Below are 21,997 nucleotides of genomic sequence, written 5' to 3'. Positions count from 1 at the left end.
TGGTGACCATGCCCACGACAACCCCCGACTTCGCCGCCGACAGCGCCAGCTTCGGCCAGTTCTGGCGCCAGTGCCGGCAGCGCCTGGCTGCCCTGCCCCCGCAGCGCGGCCCGGCCGAAACGGAAGCGGCCGCAACGATTCACCGCGAGGCGCGGGCGGCGCGGGAACGCTTCCTCGCGCAGCACGTGGAAACGCTCTACGCCACGCTGACCGCCGGCTTCTCCCGCTTCGTCCGGGTCGAGGATCTTGTGCTGTCGGCCGCCGAGGCTGTCCCCGGCCTGGTGCCGGACCGTGCCCAGCTTGTCGCGGAGGCGGAACGGCCATTGCGCGACAAGGAGGGCCTGGAAATCGACCAGGCCATCCTGCTGTCCCGCATCCTGGCTCATCCCGCCTGCGGCACCCATCTCTGCCACACGATGCTGCTGCCGCGGCCGGAGGCGGCCGATGCGCTGAAGCGGCTGGACGCCGACGGGTTCGTTGACCTGGGCGCCGTGCGGGTGGAACGCCGCGGCCGGGCGGCGCACCTGCTGGTGAGCAATCCGCGCTACCTGAACGCCGAGGACCAGGGCACCATCGTTGCGATGGAAACCGGCGTCGACGTCGCCACGCTGGACCCCGGCACCGAGATCGCGGTGCTGCGTGGACAGCAAGTGCAGCACGCCAAATATGCCGGGAGGCGGATTTTCGGCAGCGGCATCAACCTGACGCACCTGTATCACGGCACGATCCCGTTGGTTTGGTATACGCAACGCGAGCTGGGCTTCATGCACAAGTTCCTGCGCGGCGTCGCCACCGCGGACTCGGTGCCGGATGACGTGACCGGCGCCGGGATCGAGAAGCCCTGGATCGCCGCGGTCGAGGGCTGGGCCATCGGCGGCCACTGCCAGATGCTGCTGACGATGGATTACGTGCTGGCCGCGGCTGACGCGTTCATGACGTTGCCGGCCCGGAAGGAGGGCATCATCCCCGGCGCCGCCAACCTGCGCCTGCCGCGCTTCATCGGCGACCGCCTGGCGCGGCAACTGATCCAGGCGGAGCGGCGCGTGGAATGCGACACGCCGGAAGGGCGGCTGATCTGCGACGAGATCGTTTCACCTTCCGAGATGGATGCCGCGATCGACCGCACCGTAACAATGCTGACCAGCGCCGGATCGGTCGGCGCCATCGGCAATCGCCGCGCCTTCCGCGTCGGGGTCGAGCCGCTGGACCTGTTCCGCCGCTACTGCGCCGTTTACGCACGGGAACAGGCGGCCTGCCATTTCAGCGCGGCACTGATCCGCAACCTGGAGCAGAACTGGGGCGCGCAGAGCCGGCGGTCGTAGGCGCCCGGCCCGCTCACCGATCCGGCCACACCGGCTGATGATAACCCAGCGGAACGGACGGGCGCGCCCAATGGGGCGGCGTTTCCGCCATCTGCACCACCGGCCTGAGGTGCCGCAGCGGGCCGGCCGGCGTTTCGCTGACCATCGACCAGCGATCCAGTTCCTGCGCCGTGAATTCCGCCGGCGCGTCCCGGGCGGCCGTGGCCGGAACCTCGCCCAGGCCGACGATCCACCGGCCGACCTGCGCCAGGGAAATGCGCACCAGCCAGCTGCCGCCCTCGCGGGCGCGGCGGCCGAGCGCGACCATCGCGCCGAACGCCATCAGGTATCCGGTGCAATAATCGATCGCCGACACCGGGTAGAACTGTGGTCCCGGCGTTTTTCCCGGAATGACCTCGGCCTGCCGCGTGGTGATGCCGCTGACGGTCTGCACCACGGTGTCGAAGCCGCGCCGCGATGCCCACGGTCCGGCGTGGCCGAACGCGCTGAGCGACACGTAGATCAATCCGGGCCGGATCGCCGCCAGCGCCTCGGGCGACAGGCCGCGGGCGGCCAGGCTGCCGGGACGGTAGCCCTGGGAAAACACGTCGGCCTGGCGGATCAGCCCGAGCAGCGCCGCGCGGTCCCGTTGCGTGCGCAGATCGAGCTCGGCGGAGAGCTTGCCGTGCCCGGTGTCGTACTCCTGGTAGCCGAGACTCGGCAGATGCGCCGCGGTGATTTTCAGCACGTCCGCGCCATGCTCGGCCAGGGTGCGGGCACAGGTCGGGCCTGCCAGAACGCGGGTCACGTCGAGCACGCGGATACCCGACAGCGGGCGGTTGCCAGGCGGCAGCGGTTCGGGCGGGCTGTCGCCGATGCGCACGATCTCCAGCAGCGGCAGCGCGGCGATCGCGGCGGCCTGCGGATGCGCGGACCATTCCGCTGCCGAACGCACCATGCCGCCCGCGCCCTCGGCGGCGATGATCGCTTCCTCAAGCGCCGCGGCATCCCGGTTCGCGATCGCGCGTGCCACGGCGTCGCGGTCGTCGGCGACGCCCAGCACCTGCAAGGCGGCGGCGCGGTGGTTGGGGAAGTTGGTATGGATGTAGCTCCAGCGGCCGTTTTTCGCCGGATAGACGCCCATGATAGAATTGCGCGCGGCGGAGACCTCGGCGTTGGCGACCGTCAGGTAGTGACTGCTGCGCAACGACGCCGCGGCCTGGCGCACGTCGACGGCGACGTCCTGCCGCTGCCCGGTGCGCAAGTCCCACAGCTCCGCCGCGGCGATCCCGGTCGCCGCCAGCGTGGCCGCGCCGGCGGTGCCGATGCGGAACGGCGTCGGCAGCACCGGGTCGCTGCCGCCGGTGAAGGTGACGCTGCCGGCGTGCAGGCCGGCGATCGACAGGATACCGCGCAGGGCGTCGTGAGGCATGGCCGCAACCCCTTCTTGTCATTCCTCGATCGGAAAACCGGGAGTCAGGCGGCTGAATGATTTCTGCGTGCTGTTTATGCCTGTGACCGCCTGCTCGCCCCAAGGCATAGCGGCAGTCGCGCCCCTGCGGCAACCCTGGCAGGCCATGAGGCGCGGAAGATCAGACTCGCGGGCGCGCGAAGCAATCCCCGGACGGCGCCTGCGGGATTGCCTCGCTGAAGGCGGAACGATCTACTTCGGCAACTCGACAGACACCGCCTTGAACGGCGGCGGCTTCTTCGACTTCATCTCCGGGTCGAACAGGTATTTCAGCGGCGCGTCCAGCACATAGGCCGTATCGCCGACCTTCGCCACGCCGACCGGCCCTTCGAAGCCGCCCTTGATCGTTTCGACGTTGGCGGTGTCGCCCTTGATCGTGATCAGGTCGAGGTTTCCCTTGCCCTCGCCCTCGACCATCAGCAGCGTGTTCGGCCCGGCGGGGCGCATGCCGTCGGAGTGATACAGCGGCCTCGACGTCTTCAGCTTGGTGATCGTTCCGGCGCTGCCATCCTTGTTCACCGCGACGCGATACAGGCCGTCACCCTGGAAAATGTTCGCATAGACGGCGCCGTCGGCCAGGATGGCGATGCCGTCAAGCTGCGGGCCCTTGACGTCCCACCGCTTGTCGTGCGCCCAGACTTCCAGTTCGGTCCCGCCCGGCTTGCGCCGCAGGATGTGGCCGGACAGGCTGTCGGTGACGTAGACGGTTCCATCGGACGCCACGGCGATGTCGTTGCACAGGTTCGATTGCTTCAGCAGCGTCGAAGCCGGCAGGGCCATGCTGCCGATCGGCTTGCCGGTCTGCAGGTCGTAGGTCTTCAGGGCCGTGGGCGTGTTGCCGGCGGGTGCATGGATTCCCGCCCAGCTCATGTCCGTCGAGCACACGAACAGGGTGTTGGACCGGTCATCCGCCAACACGCCCAGGGCCGACGACAGCCCGTTGCTGCCGGGCTTGATCCATTCCTTCGCCTCGTTCTCGCCAGGCGTGGCCTTGAAGACGCGCCCGCCGGCGATGCCGCTGAAATACAGGTTGCCGGCCTGGTCCGACGCCAGGCTTTCGGGAAAATCGGTCGTGCCCGGAACGATGACCTCCCGGGCGGCAGCGCCCTGCGCCGCGCACAGGAACCCCAGGATGCCGGCGGCGAAACCCGTCTTGCGTAGAACGGACAGGGATGTCTGTTCGAGATGCCGCATTCCTTCCCCCATTCTTTTGTTTTGAACGTAGCACGTCGTTATGTCAGGACGGATATAGCGAATCGAAACGTATCGCCGCCGCGCGCCGGCTGTCAATCGCCCGGGAGTTTCGTTGCGGCTCCGTCCACATCCCGCCGCAGCGCAAGCGATCAAAGCCGCCGGGCCGCCCGGTCATTTGACAACATACCCCCGTTCCGCGGGTTAATACACCCCTGGTACTTCCAGCGGAGGACTATCGGTGAACCCAGCCTCGATTGGCTTCTCAGCCCCGCGCCTCGCCCGCCTCGACGCGGTGATGCGGCAGCGCTACGTCGACACCGGCAAGCTGCCGGGCATCCTGACCATGATCTACCGCCGCGGCGCGCTCGCCCACCTCGGCATGGCCGGCTCCATCGACATCGAGCGCGACAAGCCGATGCGTGAGGACGCGATCTTCCGCATCTACTCCATGTCCAAGCCGATCACCGCCGTCGCCCTGATGATGCTGGTCGAGGAAGGCCAGATCGGCCTTGACGACGACGTCGCCACCTATATTCCGTCGTGGAAGAATCTTGGCGTCTACGCCACCGGCATGCCCAGCATCGTGCCGGTCGCGGGCCCGGCCTACATGACGACCCCGGTCGAGCGCCCGATGAAGGTCATCGACCTGGCAACCCACACTTCCGGCCTGACCTACGGGTTCCTGAACCGCACCGCCGTGGACGACGCCTATCGCCGCGCCCATGTCGCCGATTTCAACGCCGAGGGCGGGCTGGATGCCATGATCGAGCAGCTGGCGACGCTGCCGCTGGAATTCTCCCCCGGCACTGCCTGGAATTATTCCGTTTCCATCGATGTGATCGGCTATCTCGTGCAGAAGCTCAGCGGCATGCGCTTCGGCGAATTCCTGCGCAACCGCCTGTTCGAGCCGCTGGGCATGACCGACACCGCCTTCTGCTGCCCGCCGGAAAAGCTCGGCCGCCTCGGCTCCTGCTACATGCCGGGGAACGGTGGTGGGTTGAAGGTCCAGGACGACGCCGGCAACAGCTTCTTTGCCGCGCCCCCGGCCCTGGAATCCGGCGGCGGCGGGCTGGTTTCCACCGCGCACGACTACATGCGGTTCTGCCGGATGATGCTGAATGGCGGCACGCTGGACGGCGTGCAGATCCTCAGCCCCAAGACCGTCGCGCTGTTCAGCCTGAACCACCTGCCCGGCAACCGGGAAGTCGCCGAGATGGCGCCGCCGGGCATGTTCAGCGAGGCGTCCTATGCCGGCGTCGGTTTTTCCATCGGTTGCGGCGTCAACATCGACGTTGCCAGGACCCGCCTGCCGGGCACGCTGGGCGAATATTTCTGGGGCGGCGCCGCCTCGACCGCGTTCTGGATCGATCCGAAGGAAGAACTCGCCGTGGTGTTCATGACCCAGGTCATCGGCTCTGACGCCAGGCTGACGCTGCGCCGCGACCTGCGCACGCTGGTCTATTCGGCGATGACGGAGTCTTTCGCATGAAACGTTTCTGCCCGGTCACGGCCAGCAATGCCTCGTAATCGTTTGACATCGCCGGTCGTTGTCGTTTCGCACGGCTCATTTTGGTTGCTAACTATACCGGCAGGGACTAGGAAACCTACAGTTTCGCAATGTAGGTCCGTAATGCCATGCAACCTTCGCGCCGGAGGTCGGGCGCGCTGAAGCATCACGCCCGTTTCAACGGGATCATTGGTACGGATCTCGTTGCGGCGGGCGTGTTCGCTGTGCTTCGTCGCCCATGTTCGCGCGGGATCACTCCGTTCCTGGCCTGCCGTTTCGCCGCTGGTTCCCTGGGCCCGATGTCCAGTAGAAACCTGCCCGCCCGGGGCGAACCGGCGCGGCCGCGCGCCCCGATGCGCCGACGCAACAGGCTTTGGGATCATCCATGACAACCGAAACGCTGATCAAGACCCCGACCGGAATCCGCGGCTTCGACGCGCTGTCCGGCGGCGGCCTGCCGCGGGGCCGCGCCACACTGCTGGCCGGCAACGCCGGATCCGGCAAGACGGTGTTCGCGCTGCAGACCCTGATCAACGGCGCGCGCGACGGCGAGCCCGGCATATTCGTTGCGTTCGAGGAAAACTCCCGCCGCATCCTCGCCAACGCGGGGAAATTCGACTGGCAGGTGGCGTCGCTGGAACCCGGGCAGCTGTTCTTCTTCGACGCCCAGCCCAACCACGACATGATCCTGTCCGGCGCTTTCGATCTCGGCGGCATGCTCGCCATGCTGCAGGCCAAGACCGAGGAACTGTGCGCGAAGCGGATCGTCTTCGACGCCATCGACGTCATTCTCGTGCTGATGCGCGACGCCGCGCAGATCCGCCAGGAGCTTTACCGCCTGCACGACTGGCTGCTGCGCCGCGGCCTGACCGCGCTGGTCACCGCCAAGGTGTACTCCCACGACTGGGAAGACAGCACGCCCAAGGTGCTCGACTTCATGCAGTTCATGGTGGACTGCTCGATCGTCCTCGGCCACGAACTGATGGACGGGACGTCGCAGCGTACCATGCGGATCGTCAAGTACCGCGGCTCCGGCTTCGAGGAAAACGAGGTGCCGTACCTCATCGGCCCCGGCGGCATCGACGTCGCCTACACCTCCAGCCTGGAAACCGACTGTCCCGCCAGCCACGAACGCGTTTCCAGCGGCGTCGAGCGTCTGGATACCATGCTCGGCGGCGGTTATTTCCGCGGCGCCAGCGTGCTGCTGACCGGCGCGCCGGGCACAGCGAAGACCACGCTGTGCGGCGCCTTCGTCGAGGCCGCGTGCCGGCGGGGCGAAAAATCCCTGTTCGTCAGCTTCGATTCCCGCTCCGACGAGCTGATCCGCAACCTCTCCTCGGTCGGCGTTCACCTGGGCGGTGCCGTCGATTGCGGCCTGCTGCGCATGGCCTCGGCGCGCGGCAGTAGCGGCAGCGCGGAAATCCATCTCATGCAAATAACGACCATGGCGCGTGCGCACGGCGCGCGCTGCGTCGTGATTGATCCGCTTTCCGCATTGTCGAAATCCGGCAACCGCACCACCGCGCACAGCGTCGCGGAACGCTTGGTGGACTGGGCCAAGGCCGAGGGTATAACACTGGTGTGCACCAGCCTGCTGGACCGCGCCATTCCGGATTCGGACGGAACACCGTTGCAGATCTCGACCGTCGCCGACACCTGGATCCACCTCAGCTACGTGATCCAGGCCGGCGAGCGAAACCGCGGCATTTCCATCGTCAAGGCCCGCGGCACCGGCCATTCCAACCAGGTGCGCGAACTGCTGCTGAGCAGCGCCGGCGTCACGCTGACCGATGTCTATACCGCCGGCGGCGAGGTGCTGATGGGCGCCCAGCGGTGGGCCAGGGAACGCGCCGAGCGTCTGGCCAACGCCGAGCGCTCGGCCGCCGCCGCGCAGCGCCGCCTCGTCCTCGAATCCCAGGCTGCCGAGCTCGAGGTGCGGCTCAGGACATTGCAGCGCGAAATTGCCGCCAACGTCAACGAACGCCAGACGCTTTCCGAGGCGGAGACCGAGCGCACCACCGACATCGCCCGCGCCGAAGCCGAACTGCGGGCGCTGCGGACCGCCGACACGCCACAGAAGCCCGATGCGGGAGCAGCCTGTGATGCATGACGCAGTCCGTCCGTTCACGTTCAGGCTGTACGTCGCCGGCCAGGCGCCCAATTCCCAACGCGCCATCGGCAACCTGACGGCGCTCTGCCGCCGGCACCTGGCGGACTGTTCCTGTATAGAAATAGTCGACGTGTTCGAAAACCCGAAGCGGGCGCTCGCCGACGGCGTGCTGATGACGCCGTATCTCGTCGTCGCCGCCGAAGCGCCGATCCTGGCCATCGCCGGTGACCTGACGGAACCGTCGGCCGTGCTCGATGCGCTCGGCATCGCGCCCGACGCGGTCTGATCGGAACCAGTCGCATGTTCGATGCCCCGCCACAAGAACTGACCCGCCTCGTCCATGTCCTGCACGAAACGCAGCAGCGCATCCAGGCGCTGACCGGCGGCAGTGTCGATGCCGTGCTGGATGCCGACTCCGGCGCCACCTATCTGCTGCCTGCATCCCAGGCGCATCTGCGCCACAGCGAGCACGAGCAGCGCCGTTTCGCCACCGAACGAGCTTCGATCCTGAACGCCCTGCCCGCCCACATCGCGCTGCTGGATGCGCAAGGCCACATCGTCGTCGTCAACGAGACCTGGCGCTGCTTTGCGATTGCAAACAGCTACCCCTCGCCGGAGTTTGGTGCCGGCGAGAACTATCTCGACGTCTGCGACCGGGCGACCGGCGACTGCGCCGCCGAGGCGGCGGCTGTCGCGGCCGGCATCCGCGCCGTCATCGGCCGGAAAGCTCCGCGTTTCGACAACGAATATCCCTGCCACGCCCCGGACGAGCAGCGCTGGTTCCACCTGATCGTCACCCCGCTCGGCAACGGCGACGCCGAGGGCGCGGTGGTGATGCACATCGACATTACGCGCCGCAAACTGGCGGAGCAGGCGCTACGTGCCAGCGAGGAGCGTTTCCGGCTGTTGTCGAACGCAACCAACGACGCCATCCTGGACTGGGATCGCAACGCCGGCACAATGTGGTGGAGCGACAGTTTCGAAACCCTGACCGGGCTCAGCCGCGAGCATGACAGCCCGACGACCGACGCTTGGCGGCACCGGATCCATCCCGACGACCGCGCCGGCATCGTCGCCGGCATCCACCGGGCGATGGATGGAGATGCAACATCGTGGTCGGCCGAATATCGTTTCCTGCGGTGGGACGGCGAATATGCCTATGTCCTGCACCGCGTACAGGTAATCCGCGACGCCTTCGGCAAGCCGGTACGGCTGATTGGCGGCATGACCGACCTGACGGAACGGCGGCGAACCGAACAGCGCGTTGCCGAGCAGACCGCGCTGCTGGCAGCCGAGGCGGAGAAGCACCGCACCCTGTTCGACCGCGCCGCCGATGGTATCGCAGTCGTTACGGACGACGGGTGCCTGATCGATGCCAATTCCCGCCTCATGGCCATGTTGCGGGCGTCGGGCAGCGAAGTCCTGGGCTCGCATGTCTGGGACTGGGACGTGAACTTCGACGACCAGGTCGCATGGCGCCGGCTGCGCGCATCAATGGCGCACTCGCCGCTGGTGCAGACCCGGATCCGCCGGCGCGACGGCACGCTGTTCGACGCCGAAGTCATGAACCGCGTGGCCGATTTGCCGGGCGGCCGGCTGCTGTATTGCAGCATGCGCGACGTCAGCGATCGTAAGAAAGCTGAACAGGAACTGGCGCTGTACCGCACGCATCTGGAACGCCTCGTACGGGAACGGACCAGCGCGCTCGAAGAGGCCAATCGACGGCTACGGGTCAGCGAGGAACGCTATGCCCACGCGGCCGAGGCAAGCAGCGACGGCATCTGGGACTGGGACGTCACAACGGGCGCAATTACTTTCAGCCCGTCCTGGTTGAGCATGCTGGGCTACATGCCGGAAGGCTTCGTTCCGCATGTAGATGCCTGGCTCGCGCTGCTGCATCCCGAGGATCGGGACGCGATTGTGCGCGACAACCTGCGGCGTTTTGCAACGAATGGCACCTGCGAAGCGGAGTTTCGCGTGCGCAGCCGTGACGGCAGCTACCGCTGGATTCTGAGCCGCGCCAAGGTGGTGGAACGCGATGCGGCCGGCATGCCGGCCCGTATCGTCGGCACGCACAGCGACCTAACCAGCCGCAAGCTGGCCGAGGCGCAACTGCGTGAGGCCAGGGACGCGGCGGAAGCAGCCAATCGCGCGAAGTCCTCTTTCCTGGCCATGATGAGCCACGAGATTCGCACCCCGCTGAACGGCGTCATCGGCATGGCCGAGGTGCTGGCGCTGGACCACTTGCAGCCGCGCCAGGCCGAGGCGGTGGGGATCATCCGCGATTCGGCGATCAACCTGATGATGCTGATCGACGACATCCTCGACTTTTCCAAGATCGAGGCCGCGCGGCTGGACCTGGACCGCGCGCCGGTCGCGTTGGCGGAACTCGTCGAGGACGTCTGCAATTCTCTGGCGCCGATCGCCCTGGACAAGCGCGTCGATCTGTCTGCCGTTATTGCACCGGAATGTCCACGCTGGCTGCTGGCCGATCCCACGCGGCTGCGCCAGGTGCTGTTCAACGTCGCAGGCAACGCCATCAAGTTCAGCGCCGGACGGCCCGCGATCCAAGGCCGCGTAACGATCCGGGTGGACGTGGCGCAGGCAACGCCATTGCGGATCCGTATCTGCGTTGTCGACAACGGCATCGGCATGTCGGCAGAAACGCAGGGTCGGCTGTTCACGCCGTTCACCCAGGCCGAAACCTCGACCACGCGCCGCTATGGCGGCACCGGGCTGGGGCTTGCCATCACCCGGCGCCTGATCGACCTGATGCAGGGCGGCATCGCGGTGGCCAGCGCGCCGGGGGCAGGCAGCACCTTCACCATTACTCTTCCGTTCGAAATCGCCGATCGGCCGGTGGCGGCCATGCCGGACCTGTCGGGCATCGATTGCGTCCTGGCCTGGAGCGCCGACAGCCCCGATGCGGCCGACATGAAACGTTATCTCTCCGCCGGCGGAGCGTATGTGCACGCGGCGGCCGACCCGGCGGCGGCGATGGCCCTGGCGCGGACGCTGGGCGGCACGGTGGTGGTGATCCACGATGCCGGACGGACACGCAACGATGCCGCCGCGCCGGCCCATGTCCACTGGCTTCTGCTGCGCCGCGCGCAGCGTTGGCGGGCCTGGCTGGACCCTGGCGACGAGACCGGGCTCGACCTGGGATGGATGCGGCACGAAGCGCTGTTGCGCGCGGTGGCCGCCGCAGCCGGACGCCTGCCCCGCAGCGCCCTGGCCGCGGCAAAGCCAATCGGCGCGCTGCTGCCGGCGGCGCCACCGCCGACGGTGGCCGAGGCCCGCGCCCAGGGACGACTGATCCTGCTGGCCGAGGACGACGAAATCAACCGGACGGTGATCCTGCGCCAGCTCAACCTGCTGGGATACGCTGCCGAAACGGCCAGCAACGGGCGCGAGGCGCTGGAAAAATGGCGAGGCGGGCACTACGCCCTGGTGCTGACCGATGTCTCCATGCCGGACATGGACGGCTACCAGCTGACCACGGCGATCCGGCAGGAAGAGGCCGGCGCGCGGCGGACTCCCGTCGTGATACTCAGCGCCAACGCTCTGCGCGGCGAAGCCGAGCGGGCCCGCGCAATTGGTATCGATGCATACCTGACCAAGCCGACGCTGCTGCGCGACCTGCACGCGGCGCTGCAGGACGTGCTGTCGGGCGCGCCTTCGCCACAGGCGGCCACCGGCGGTGACGTGGCGGCGCCCGCCGCCGCGCCGGCGGCATTCGACAGTCATACGCTGGCCGCGATCGTGGGCGATGATCCCGACGTGATCGCCGCGATCCTCGCCGACTACAGCCGATCGGCGGAACGCCTGGCGGGCGAGTTGGCACAGGCGGCCGCGGACGGCGATGCCGCGCGCGTCGGCGCCGTCGCCCACAGACTGAAATCATCGTCGCGCGCGGTCGGGGCGCTGCTTCTGGGCGAGATCTGCGCAGTCCTGGAGCAGGCCGGAAATGCCGGCGATCTAAACGCGGTCCCGGCGTGTCTGCCAACATTCTCCGCCGCCATGGCCGCGGTGCAGGAGCGTATTGGCGACCAACTGGAGCACCGGCCGCGCGGCGCCACAAGCGGGACATCATGACAGCTCTGATCATCGACGACGATGCCTTCGCCCGCAGCCTGCTGTCGCGCCAACTCGGCCGCCTTGGGGTCATCGACGTCCATTGTTTCGAGCGCGCGCAGGATGCACTGGCCGCGCTGCAGGCGCATGGCTGCAACGATTGCCTGATCCTGTGCGACCTGCAGATGCCGGAAATGGACGGCATCGAACTGATCCGCCAACTGGGGCAACTGGGCTACAACGGCGCGCTGGCGCTGGTCAGCGGCGAGGACCGGCGCATCCTGCAGACCGCGGAACGACTGGCCGCCGCGCACTGCCTGAACGTTCTGGGTGCCCTGCAGAAACCGGTTGCGCTGGATCGCCTGCGGGATTTATTGCACCGGTGGGAGACCCTTATCCCGACAAGCCACCCCGCGCGCGCGGCACCCGGCAGGATCTATCGGCCGGAGGATCTGCGCCGCGGCATTGCGGACGGAGAACTGGTCTGTCACTTCCAGCCCAAGGTCGGCCGCGCAGACGGGGCGCTGACTGGAGTCGAGTGCCTGGTACGCTGGCAGCATCCGGCGGACGGGCTGGTGTTCCCGGACCAGTTCGTGCCCCTTGCGGAACGGTCTGGACTGATCGACGACCTGACACAGGCGGTGCTGGAGCAAGCGCTTCACCAGGCCCGTGCCTGGCAGGATACGGACCTGCGGCTTGATGTCGCCGTCAACGTTTCGATGGCCAACCTGCTGGCGCTGGATTTCCCGAACCTTGTCGCCGATCGGCTGGCGGCCGCCGGTATGGCACCGGAACGACTGGTGCTGGAGGTTACCGAGAGCCAGCTGATGCGCGACCGGGTGACCTCGCTGGACATCCTGACGCGGCTGCGGCTGAAGCGCGTTGGCCTGTCGATTGATGATTTCGGTACCGGTCATTCGTCGCTGGCGCAACTGCGCGACGTGCCGTTCAGCGAGCTGAAGATCGACCGCGGCTTCGTGCACGGCGCGGCCGGCGACCCGGCGTTGCAGGCGATGTTCGATGCCAGCCTGGGCATTGCGCGGCAACTGGGCCTGAAGACGGTTGCCGAGGGCGTGGAGGATCCGGACGACTGGCTGTACGTGCGCGGCACCGACTGCGACATGATCCAGGGCTATCTCATCGGCCGCCCGATGCCAGGCCCGGACCTTCCAGGCTGGCGGGCGGACTGGGCACGGCGGTACCAGACGTTGCCGTAGGTTCCGTTGCGGCTTCGCTACAGCCAGTGCCGAGCCCTCAGGCGCTGATACGCACAGGCAGATTCCGGATGGCATGCAGGAAGTTCGACCAGGCGTAGACCGGCCTGTCCAGCAGCTCAATCTTCAGGTCGCGACGCAGGATTTCCTCCCACAGGATGCGCAATTGCAGTTCCGCCAGACGGTTGCCCAGGCAGCGGTGGATACCGAATCCGAACGACATGTGCTCGCGCGGGCGCTTGCGATCGACGATCAGTTCGTCCGGCCGATCGATAACCGTTTCGTCGCGATTGCCGGAGATGTACCAGATCACCACCTTGTCACCGGCCTTGATCTGCTTGCCACCGATTTCGGCGTCCTCCAGCGCTGTGCGGCGCATATGGATGACCGGCGTCTGCCAGCGCACGATTTCCGGCACCGCGCTGGTCACCAGTTCCGGGTTCTGCCGCAGCTTCTGGAACTGCCCGGGGAACCGGCTCAGCCCAAGCAACCCGCCGGACATCGAGTTCCGCGTGGTGTCGTTGCCGCCGACGAGGAACAGTATCAGGATTCCCATGCGCTGGCGCAGCGTCATTTTACTGGTTGCGTCGCCATGCGCCATGATCGAGATCACGTCGAAACTTTTCGGCTTCCGCGCGCGCTCTTCCCACAGCTCGTTCATATGTTCAGCGAAACGCATTTGCTCGGCGAAGCGCGCTTCCTCGGACCGCACCGGCGCGTCCGGCGCGTTGATGTCGCAGATGAAAGTGTCCGACCAGCGGATCAACCGTGCCTTGTCCTCGATCGGATAGTCGAACAGCGTCGCCAGCATCATCGAGGTCAGCTCGATTGAAACCCGCTCGACCCAGTTGAAGGGTTCCCCGCGCGGCAGGCTGTCCAGCACCATGTTGGTGCGCTCGCGGATCAGGCTTTCCATTTTCGCCAGCGTGATCGGATTGACCGTCGAGCTGACTTCCTTGCGCTGGTCGTCGTGCTCGGGCGGGTCCATGCGAATGAAACTGGTACGCTCCAGGCCCTTCGGCGCGTCGTTGATCATGACGCCGCCGACGTCATCGGACGAGGAGAACGCCTTGTGGTTCACCTCCACCTGGACGATGTCGCGATATTTCGTCACGGCCCAGTAAGGGCCGTACGGACTTTCCGGCGTGAAATGCACCGGGTCCTCGCGGCGGAGCCGCTCGAAATACGGCGGCCAGACGTCATCGTAATAAAGCTGTGGGTCACTGACATCCAGCCGATCGAGCGGCAAAGACCAGGCTCGGGCTTTGTGATCGACGTCGACAGGTGCATTCATTGGCTTTTCTCCATGGGCTTTTATTATGAGTCCCGGCGGCACCGGGTTCGCTGGCCATTCCGGCAGTTTCGTTGCGCAAAGATAGCAGACGGACGCGCCGCCGGCGCCTGCCGATCGGCGTTCGTGCGTGCGAGGTTCTTCCTGCACCCATCCAGAAGGCCGCGGCATCGGTCACGCCAGTCACTGCCGGCGTAGCATTTCCGATTGACGAAAGCAAACATCGTGGCCTTCGACGCAGGTAAAAGCCATAGACCGGAACACAACATCCTGAACAACGGTTGATCGGCCGGAGCGCAAGGGCCAAGCTGCCCCCCTTGCTCCTCCGCCCGCCGGCGGAGCGGCCCATGACCCAAAGGAGAACGTCCGTGACATCCCGGCTGCGCTTTGGCGTCTTCCTCGCTCCGTTCCACAAGCCCGGCGTCAACCCGACGCTCGCGTTGCAGAACGACCTTGACCTGATCGGCCTGCTCGACCGCTGCGGCTATGACGAGGCGTGGTTCGGCGAGCACCATTCCGCCGGGTCCGAGATCAGCGCGTCACCGGAGATCATGATCGCGGTCGCAGCCGAGCGCACGCGGCACATCAGGCTGGGAACCGGGGTCATCAGCCTATCCTACCACAATCCGCTGTGGGTGGCACAGCGCATCGTCCTGCTCGACCACCTTACCCGCGGCCGCATGATGTTCGGCGCCGGCCCCGGATCACTGCCCACCGACGGCGCCATGATCGGATTGTCGCAGGCGCAGACCCGCGGATTGCTCGAAGACAGCCTAGGCGTCATCATGCGCCTGCTGACGAGCGACGAGCCTGTGACGTTCCGCAACGACCGCTGGGACCTGCGCGACGCGCGGCTGCACATCCGTCCCTATTCCAACCCGCTGTTCGACATCGGCGTCGCCGCGGTGGCCTCGCCGACCGGGGCCAAGCTGGCGGGACGACATGGGGTCGGCCTGCTGTCGGTGGGCGCGACGCTTGCGTCCGGCTTCGACGCGCTCGCGCACCATTGGACCATCATCGAGGAAGAGGCGAAGGCCCACGGCAAGACCGTTGATCGCTCGAAATGGCGTCTGGTCGGCCCGATGCATTGCGCCGAAACGAAAGAACAGGCGCTGCGCGACGTTGAGTATGGCATCGAGCACTGGTTCCGCTATCTGCAGACCGTTGCAGCGTTTCCGCAGATGACGGTGACAGGGAACACGGTCCAGGAGATGATTTCATTCATCAATGAGTCCGGCATCGGCGTCATTGGCACGCCGGATGAGTGCGCGGCGCAGATCGACCGCCTGATCAGGCAGTCGAACGGTGGTTTCGGCTGCTATCTTCTGCTCGGCCACAACTGGGCGAACTGGCAGGCGACGCAGAAGAGCTATGAACTGATCGCGCGCCACGTGATGCCGCGCTTCCAGGGCCAGGCGCAAAGCACGGCCGAGGCGGCACGGATCGCCAGTGCCGCGCGGCCGGAACTGGCCGAAATCCACGCCAGGGCCGTCGAGGCGGCCAATCAGCGCTACGCCGCCGAGAAAGCCAATCGCGCGTGACGCCGGCCGTCCCGCCGCGCGCGGAACCGTTCGGGGTCCGGACGGACCGCGGCGGTGCCTTCATCGGGCGCCGTGCAACTCGGCAAGGGCGCTCTTGCAGGCTGGGGACAAGCGTGACTGATTTCCCTCCAGGCAGGCCAGCGCCCGGCCCTCGCCGGGCTTGACTTCGCTGCAATACTTTGCGAAGTCGCGCCCGCAGGCCCGGCGCATCATCGTGGCCTGCTGCCGTCGTGACATCGCTGGCGGTGGTGCCTGCATGGCCGTGGGCGCATGTTGCGTACTGACGGCGCTTACCGCCGACTGGCAAGATGGCGACAGGCCGGTCAGGTGCTGTTGCAGGCATTGCAACGATGCCTCGCCGCCTGACGGGACACTGGCACAATACGCCTGGTAATCCGAGCGACAGGACTCCTTTATGGCGTCGCGTTGGGCCTGTGTTGGTTGCTGCGCGGCTGCCTGTCCGGCCACACAGCAAAGCACGACGGCGACGAAACGGCCCGGCCCTGCGGCAGCTAAGCGGTCAAGTAACGACATGCGTTTCCCTCCTGTTCCGGCGCGGCCTGGGCCGGCTCAACGCCTGAAGCGAAAGCCGCCGCCCTCACGCCCGCCGAACCGGCCGCCCATACCTGTTTCGCCAAGGCGCTGCTGGTTGCCGGCGAAACGAGCCTGGCGATCGCGCTCGAGTTGCTGATACGAGGAACTGTCGATCGACTGGCGCCCCGCGCGCTGGCCCGGCGCCGTCCGGTTCTGCGCCTGCCCGGCGGTGCCGCCTGGCGCCTGTTGCCGCGTCGCGGACGACGTGCCCGCGGGCGGCGTCACGGGCTGCCAGCCGCCATTGCTCCATTTCGACCAACCATTGGACGTGTGCTGGTAAGCATTGCCGTCATGGCCGGCATAAACGTCACCGTTCTGGGTCCGTATCGCACCGCCGCTGTTGCCGCCCGCGCCGCGGTAGGCCGCGCCCTCGGCGCCGGTGGTGGAGGTAAAGGCGCCGGCCGAGCCGCGAGCGTTGCTGCCGCTTTCGGTACGCACCGTCTGGTTCGGTCCCGCAAAGGTGCTGGAGCCCCACCGGGCATAAGGATTGGCGTTCTGGGTGGTTGATCCGCTGACGCCGGTGCGCGGATTGTAGTAGCTGCCCTGCGCATAGCCGCCGCCGGCGTTCCAGGTGGTGCCGCCGCGCGCATAGCCGCCGGTTGACGGGTTGTAGTAGGAAAATCCGCGCGCCTCGCCATAGGGGCCATACGCCGTTCCGGCACGGCCATAGGCCCCGGTGCCAGGGTTATAGTATGCGCCGCCGGTCGCGACGCTGCCGTAACGTCCATAGACGGTGCCGCCACGCGCCCACGTCCCTGTCGCCGGGTTGTAAGCCAGGTTCCCCACATAGGACATTGGGTATGAGTAATAGATTGGTACCCGGCCGGGCAGTACCACCGGTGGATAATAATAGCCGGTACCATAGACCATGACGCCTGCCGAAACGAAGCCCATCAGGTAGCCGGCGGTGTAGCCATAGGTGACGGCCGCGGGCGTCGCGCCATAGACTTTGACATAGGTCACGTTGTACAGCGGGCTGCTGGGTGGAACAGTATAGATCACCGGCGGCACGCTGGTCGCCAGCACCCAGGGACCCATTGGCGACGGGCCGGTGAACCAGGCGCCCTGGTAACAGACGTAATATGCCCCGGCGGTCCCGATCACCTCATACGACGTGTTGACGGCATAGGTCATCGGTGCGCCAGGAATTGGCTTGAATTGTGGCGGCCCGGCATAGACCACGTTCAGCTTCGCGCTGTCCTTCTTCAGCGTGGCTTGGCGCGGCACCTGCGCCTGCAGCACCGCAAGCTGCGCCTGGCTGGTGCCCGGCACCGAGGCCAGCACCGCTCCCTGTGGTCCGTTTGGCGGGATCAGCCCGAAATCCGGCGGCAAGTCGTTGCTGGCGAAACGCCAGGGTCCGTCCAGGCCGTGCGAGGCGAACCAGCGGCCGGACGTCAGCAGGAAGAATTTGCCGTCCGATGGCTGGAAGAAAAGCGTGTTGTGCGTGTTCCTGACCACCTGCAGGCCGGTTCCCGAGACCGGCACGAACTGCGGCGGCCCGTCGGTTATGATGATCTCCGATGGCCTGGTGCTGACGAACACCGCCGGTGCGATCGTGGAGTTATGCGGCGGTGGAATTGCCTTGCGGACGGCAGCGAAATTCTCGTCCGCCGGAATGGTGGAGAATGCCGCTGGCAGTTTCGTAACCGGCACATAGGGCCCGGTGTAAGCGTCCGCAGCCAGCCAGGTTCCGTGGGCCAGCAGGTACCAATGCCGGCCTTCGGAGAACACGTCCCAGTTTGTGTTCACCGCGAAGGTCAAGCCCGTCTGGCCGATTGGCGCCATCACCGGTTCGCCGTCGAACATCACCAGGATGGCCGGCCGGGCGCTGTAGAAAATGACGGGCGGCGTGTTGTCGACGGCGACATTGTCCGGTTTCGCCGTCTGCTTCAGACTGAGCAGCACAGTCTGCAGCGACACCGGACGGGCGCGGATGCCCGGCAAGGCATTCCTGATCCGCGCCTCGAGCCGCGCCGCCTGCCCGGTGTCCAAGGCCGGGAAATGCGAAGCGATCAGCTGCGGGTCGGTCAGGATGACCTCGTCCGTGGCGGCGTCGGTGTGGGTAGAGAATGAAATTTCGGTCGTGCCCAGAACGGGACTTTTCTCGCCCGGCAAGGTGATGGCGATGGCCTCGCGCGTGGTCAGCGTCTCATGGCTGGGCCATTCGATGGCCTGCGGCTGATAAACGACGACGCTGGCCCCGTCGAGGGTGAGGGTGTGCGGCCAAGCGGGGGTCTGTGCCCTCAGGGATGCGGCATTAAGTAACGATAAAGCAACAAGTATGCTGATGATGACTGCGCACAGACGCCCGTTTCCCATCGTTGCCCCCGCGCCTTGCTTTGACGATGCAGGCTACGTGGACGAACGCCGGAAAGGCAAGCCGGCTTGTTACCGTGCCTGTGCAAAAATGCGATCACCGCGTGGACGGAGGCCGCACCGCAGGTATTCGATCCACCGGAAGTGGGCCGGCCGCAGAGGTCTGGAACCATCAATAGACCATGCCGAGGCGCTAGGCGCCCATGATGCCGAGCGGCGCCATGTCCTGCCGCAACACCGCCGTCGCGTCCGGGCACCCCATCCACTGCGTAATCATCGTCGCGTACACGCGGCGGAAATCGGTGGTGAACTTCAGGTTGCCGTCGTCAAGATCGGTCAGGCTCGGAACTTCTCCGTAATGGCCTCCGCGCACCGGGGCGCCGATGACGAATACCGGCGCCGCCGTGCCGTGGTCGGTGCCCAGGTTGGCGTTCTCCGCCACCCGCCGTCCGAACTCGCTGAACACCATCACCGTAACGTCGCCGGCCCGCCCCAGCCGCTGCATGTCCTGCATGAACCCGGCGATGTGGTCGGAGACGTACATCAGCAAACGGGCATGCGTGTCAGCCTGGTACACGTGCGTATCGAAGGCGTTGCGCGGATACGATACGTAGTAGATCCGCGTCGCGAAGCCGGCGGCAACCAAAGCTGCGACGCGCTCCAGCCCGAACCGCACCAGGCCGTAATCGATCGGCGTGCGGTAGGCGCTGCAAGCCTCGTGCACCCGCTGCTCGGCCGTCTGCGCGCTGTGCGCCACCTGGAACAGGAATGCCTCGCTCGCATTGCGCGGCTTGCCGCCGGGCGACAGGCTCCGCATCGCCACCTGCTCGTCGTAGAACGCGCCGCGGCTGAAATGCGCCGGATCGTCGAACACCAGCGGCACGTGGTGCTGCGCCCGCACCGCCAGCGACTGGCCCGACTGGATGTCCACCAGGAAATCACCGTTGCCGGTTGTATCGATCGCATCCGCCAGCCGACCGAGCCAGCCATAGGCATCGCCGCTGTTCGGTGCGCCGGTGTGCCAGTACGACATCGAAGTGAAATGCGAGAACGACGGATGATCGTAGCCGACGCCATGGACGATCGCCATCTGGCCGTCCTTGTACAGGCGCTCGAACCCGGCCATGCGCGGCTGGAAACCGAAATGATCGTCAATTCTGCGCAGGTTCCTGGCCGGCAGTCCGAGCTTCGGTCGCGCCCGGTAGTAGGCATCGTCGCCATAGGGAACCACCGTGTTCAGCCCGTCGTTGGCGCCGGACAGCTCGACCACCACCAGAATCCGTTCGTTCGCCGCTGGCGTTGCGGCCCGCGCGGGGGAACTCAGCACCACCGGGGTCGCCGAATTGCCCAGTAGCGCCACGCCGGAGCCGAACAGAGCGCCGCGCAGGATGTCCCGCCGCGCCGGGCCGCCGCGATGTTCATGGGGTGCAACCATATCCGTTCCTCTCCCGTTTCGTCAGACGAGCTGGTACTCCGGCCTGCTCATGATCAGGTGCGTGGTCAGCCGCAGCGGCTCCTCGAGATAGGTCTGCGCCTGCGCGATATCCGAGGTGCCAAGCTGTGCATCAAGGAACGCAATCAGCGTTGCCCGCGCGCCATCGTCGACCGGCACGCCGAGGAACCGCACCAGCAGCACGTCGACCGCATCGGCGGTGGTGCGCGCCTCGGCCTGCAACACGATCTCGGCCAGGCTGAACTGTGCCGGCGCCCGAACGATCGGCTTTACCTTGCGCACTGCCTGCTGCCAGCCGTGCAGGCTGCCCAGGCGGGTGTTGAACTCCTCCTGCCTCGCCTCGACATTGGCCATCGCCCGCTCGCCCATCATCGCGCTGCCGCCAGGCGCTTCCTCGGTCGTTGCGGCGGCAACGTTCATGCCGCGCAGGATACGGGCGTTGACCTCGCGGATCTGCGCCCCCGGATCGAGATTCGGGTCGGTGAAATCGATCTGGTCCGGGAACAGCACGTCCCGCGCGAAATTGCCGCGCTCGATCAGGGTCGCCGGCGTGATCCAGGCGCGGCCCTGCGCCCAGCCCGCCACCGTCGGCGGATTCAGCAGCACCTGCCCAAGCGCGTCACTGGCGCTGTTGATGTCCGGGATGCCCGGCAACGCCGTCAGGCCCAGCTGGCGGTAGGTCGATACGATCAGCTCCACCGGCCCCTTGATCTGCGCGCCCATGCTGGCGACGCTGTAGAAATCCCGCGACAGGAACAGCGTCCGCAGGAACGGCCGTATCTCATAGTTGCCGTCGCGCAGCACCGCGCCGAGCCGCTGCTGCAGATCCGGCGAGGGATCCTCGTTCACCAGGAAACGATACATCTTGCTGGCGATGAAAACCGACGTCACCGGCTGCTCTAGGATGATATCCAGCACTGCGACGCCGTCGAACGGACCAGTATGACCAAGGAACGTCTTCATGCCGGCGTCGTGCTTGCTGGCGTCGAAGCCGAAGATCAGGTCGTCGTCGATCCAGCCGGTGAAAGCACGCGCGCCCTCGCGCACATCCTGCTCGGTGTAGTTGCCGACGCCCATGGTGAACAGCTCCATGACCTCACGGCCGAAATTCTCATTGGGCGCGCCTTTGACGTTGCGGCCGGCATCCAGGAACACCAGCATCGCCGGATCCTTCGCCACGCCCACCAGCAGAGTGCGGAAATTGCCGGTGCCCTGGGCGCGCAGCAGCGCGAGTTGCACCTTCATCTTGCGATAGTCGCGCACCTTGTCCGCGCCGGTCGCGAAATGACCGTGCCAGAACAGCGCCATTTTCTCACGTAGCGGCTGATCGCTCAGCAGCATGCATTCGGCCCACCAGTGCGCCAGCCGCTTCGTCTCCAGGCTGCTCGCACGCAGCCAGTAGAAGAAGCGGTCAACCACCGGCTGCAAACGCCGATCTCCTGATGGCTTGACGCTGACGCCCATTGCCGAGCCGGCCTTCGCCGCCAGCCGCGTGGCTGTCGGCCGCGTTGGCGGAAAATTGCGCAATGTTGGATCGTAGATCGGCGACTCGTCGAACGCCGCCAGCTTCGGATCATCGTTCGGCGGCAGATCGACCAGGAAAGCGACCGCGGCCTCGGGCCCCATCCTGTACAGCCGGGTGATATCGTCCGGCGTGCCGCCGAAGCCGGCGCGATCAAGCAAATGGCGCGCCCGATCATATGTCCAGTCCGAGGCGCCGATCGGCGTCAGGTTGCCGATCCAGTTGGTCGTTGCTGAATCAGCTTCCATGACGTCTCCCCATCCTGGATGGACCAATGCTTTGGGCACAAGCCTGCTGGTCAATTCGACACTTTTATCGCCAAACATTCCATCGACTCAGTTATAGCAGGTATAGGCTGACTGCGACGAGCATGACCCATGACGGGCGATCCGACATGGCCGGCACGTCC

General features: G+C 66.4%; 14 protein-coding genes. 7 read left to right on the top strand and 7 right to left on the bottom strand.

The annotated features are described in order from the left end of the window. Positions 1-8 precede the first annotated feature (8 nt). Complete coding sequence (locus CCS01_RS08570) at positions 9-1,322, top strand: enoyl-CoA hydratase/isomerase family protein (protein WP_104518408.1); 1,314 nt, start codon at positions 9-11, stop codon at positions 1,320-1,322. A 13-nt stretch (positions 1,323-1,335) separates the two neighbouring features. Here CCS01_RS08570 and CCS01_RS08565 read toward each other — a convergent pair whose 3' ends face one another. Together CCS01_RS08565 and CCS01_RS08560 are read right to left on the bottom strand one after the other, a co-directional pair. Then, positions 1,336-2,733 (bottom strand): CoA transferase, encoded by a 1,398-nt coding sequence (locus tag CCS01_RS08565; protein ID WP_104518407.1) that lies wholly within the window; start codon positions 2,731-2,733, stop codon positions 1,336-1,338. A gap of 231 nt (positions 2,734-2,964) precedes the next feature. After that, positions 2,965-3,966, bottom strand: coding sequence for an SMP-30/gluconolactonase/LRE family protein (locus CCS01_RS08560; protein ID WP_104518406.1), 1,002 nt, complete (start codon positions 3,964-3,966; stop codon positions 2,965-2,967). Positions 3,967-4,204: 238 nt separating this feature from the next. Between CCS01_RS08560 and CCS01_RS08555 the strand changes: the two genes are divergently transcribed. The 5 genes from CCS01_RS08555 (at position 4,205) to CCS01_RS08535 (ending at position 12,874) form a co-directional block, all read left to right on the top strand. Continuing rightward, positions 4,205-5,455: a serine hydrolase domain-containing protein gene (locus CCS01_RS08555; protein WP_204848188.1), complete on the top strand. Its 1,251-nt coding sequence runs from the start codon at positions 4,205-4,207 to the stop codon at positions 5,453-5,455. A 403-nt stretch (positions 5,456-5,858) separates the two neighbouring features. Further along, entirely contained in the window at positions 5,859-7,583 is a 1,725-nt protein-coding gene (kaiC, locus tag CCS01_RS08550) for a circadian clock protein KaiC (RefSeq protein WP_104518405.1), read from the top strand. Next, positions 7,576-7,869, top strand: coding sequence for a circadian clock KaiB family protein (locus CCS01_RS08545; protein ID WP_204848187.1), 294 nt, complete (start codon positions 7,576-7,578; stop codon positions 7,867-7,869). Before kaiC ends, CCS01_RS08545 begins: the two co-directional genes overlap by 8 nt. A 14-nt stretch (positions 7,870-7,883) precedes the next feature. Further along, entirely contained in the window at positions 7,884-11,678 is a 3,795-nt protein-coding gene (locus CCS01_RS08540; protein WP_104518403.1) for a PAS domain S-box protein, read from the top strand. Beyond that, positions 11,675-12,874 carry an EAL domain-containing response regulator gene (locus tag CCS01_RS08535; protein ID WP_104518402.1) on the top strand — a complete coding sequence of 400 codons (1,200 nt, stop codon included), beginning with the start codon at positions 11,675-11,677 and terminating at the stop codon, positions 12,872-12,874. Before CCS01_RS08540 ends, CCS01_RS08535 begins: the two co-directional genes overlap by 4 nt. Positions 12,875-12,911: 37 nt before the next feature. Here CCS01_RS08535 and CCS01_RS08530 read toward each other — a convergent pair whose 3' ends face one another. Continuing rightward, complete coding sequence (locus CCS01_RS08530) at positions 12,912-14,165, bottom strand: cytochrome P450 (RefSeq protein WP_104518401.1); 1,254 nt, start codon at positions 14,163-14,165, stop codon at positions 12,912-12,914. 365 nt (positions 14,166-14,530) lie between these two features. Here CCS01_RS08530 and CCS01_RS08525 point away from each other — a divergent pair, with 365 nt between their 5' ends. Beyond that, positions 14,531-15,703 (top strand): LLM class flavin-dependent oxidoreductase, encoded by a 1,173-nt coding sequence (locus CCS01_RS08525; RefSeq protein ID WP_104518400.1) that lies wholly within the window; start codon positions 14,531-14,533, stop codon positions 15,701-15,703. Between the two features lie 60 nt (positions 15,704-15,763). Here the strand turns inward: CCS01_RS08525 and CCS01_RS36015 are convergent, their stop codons facing one another. From CCS01_RS36015 to CCS01_RS08505, 4 genes are all read right to left on the bottom strand, one after another. Continuing rightward, entirely contained in the window at positions 15,764-16,237 is a 474-nt protein-coding gene (locus CCS01_RS36015; protein WP_104518399.1) for a cysteine rich repeat-containing protein, read from the bottom strand. A gap of 36 nt (positions 16,238-16,273) precedes the next feature. Further along, positions 16,274-18,616 carry a hypothetical protein gene (locus CCS01_RS08515; RefSeq protein ID WP_146101621.1) on the bottom strand — a complete coding sequence of 781 codons (2,343 nt, stop codon included), beginning with the start codon at positions 18,614-18,616 and terminating at the stop codon, positions 16,274-16,276. Between the two features lie 190 nt (positions 18,617-18,806). Beyond that, positions 18,807-20,048: a DUF1501 domain-containing protein gene (locus tag CCS01_RS08510; protein WP_104518397.1), complete on the bottom strand. Its 1,242-nt coding sequence runs from the start codon at positions 20,046-20,048 to the stop codon at positions 18,807-18,809. Positions 20,049-20,069: 21 nt separating this feature from the next. Continuing rightward, the gene (locus tag CCS01_RS08505; RefSeq protein ID WP_104518396.1) at positions 20,070-21,836 is read right to left on the bottom strand and encodes a DUF1800 domain-containing protein; all 1,767 of its coding nucleotides are present in this window, start codon (positions 21,834-21,836) and stop codon (positions 20,070-20,072) included. Positions 21,837-21,997: the final 161 nt, after the last annotated feature.

Origin of the sequence: Rhodopila globiformis (genome assembly GCF_002937115.1) — a bacterium.
In the GTDB taxonomy this organism is placed as follows: domain Bacteria; phylum Pseudomonadota; class Alphaproteobacteria; order Acetobacterales; family Acetobacteraceae; genus Rhodopila; species Rhodopila globiformis.
This window is presented reverse-complemented; position numbering and strand designations above follow the sequence as displayed.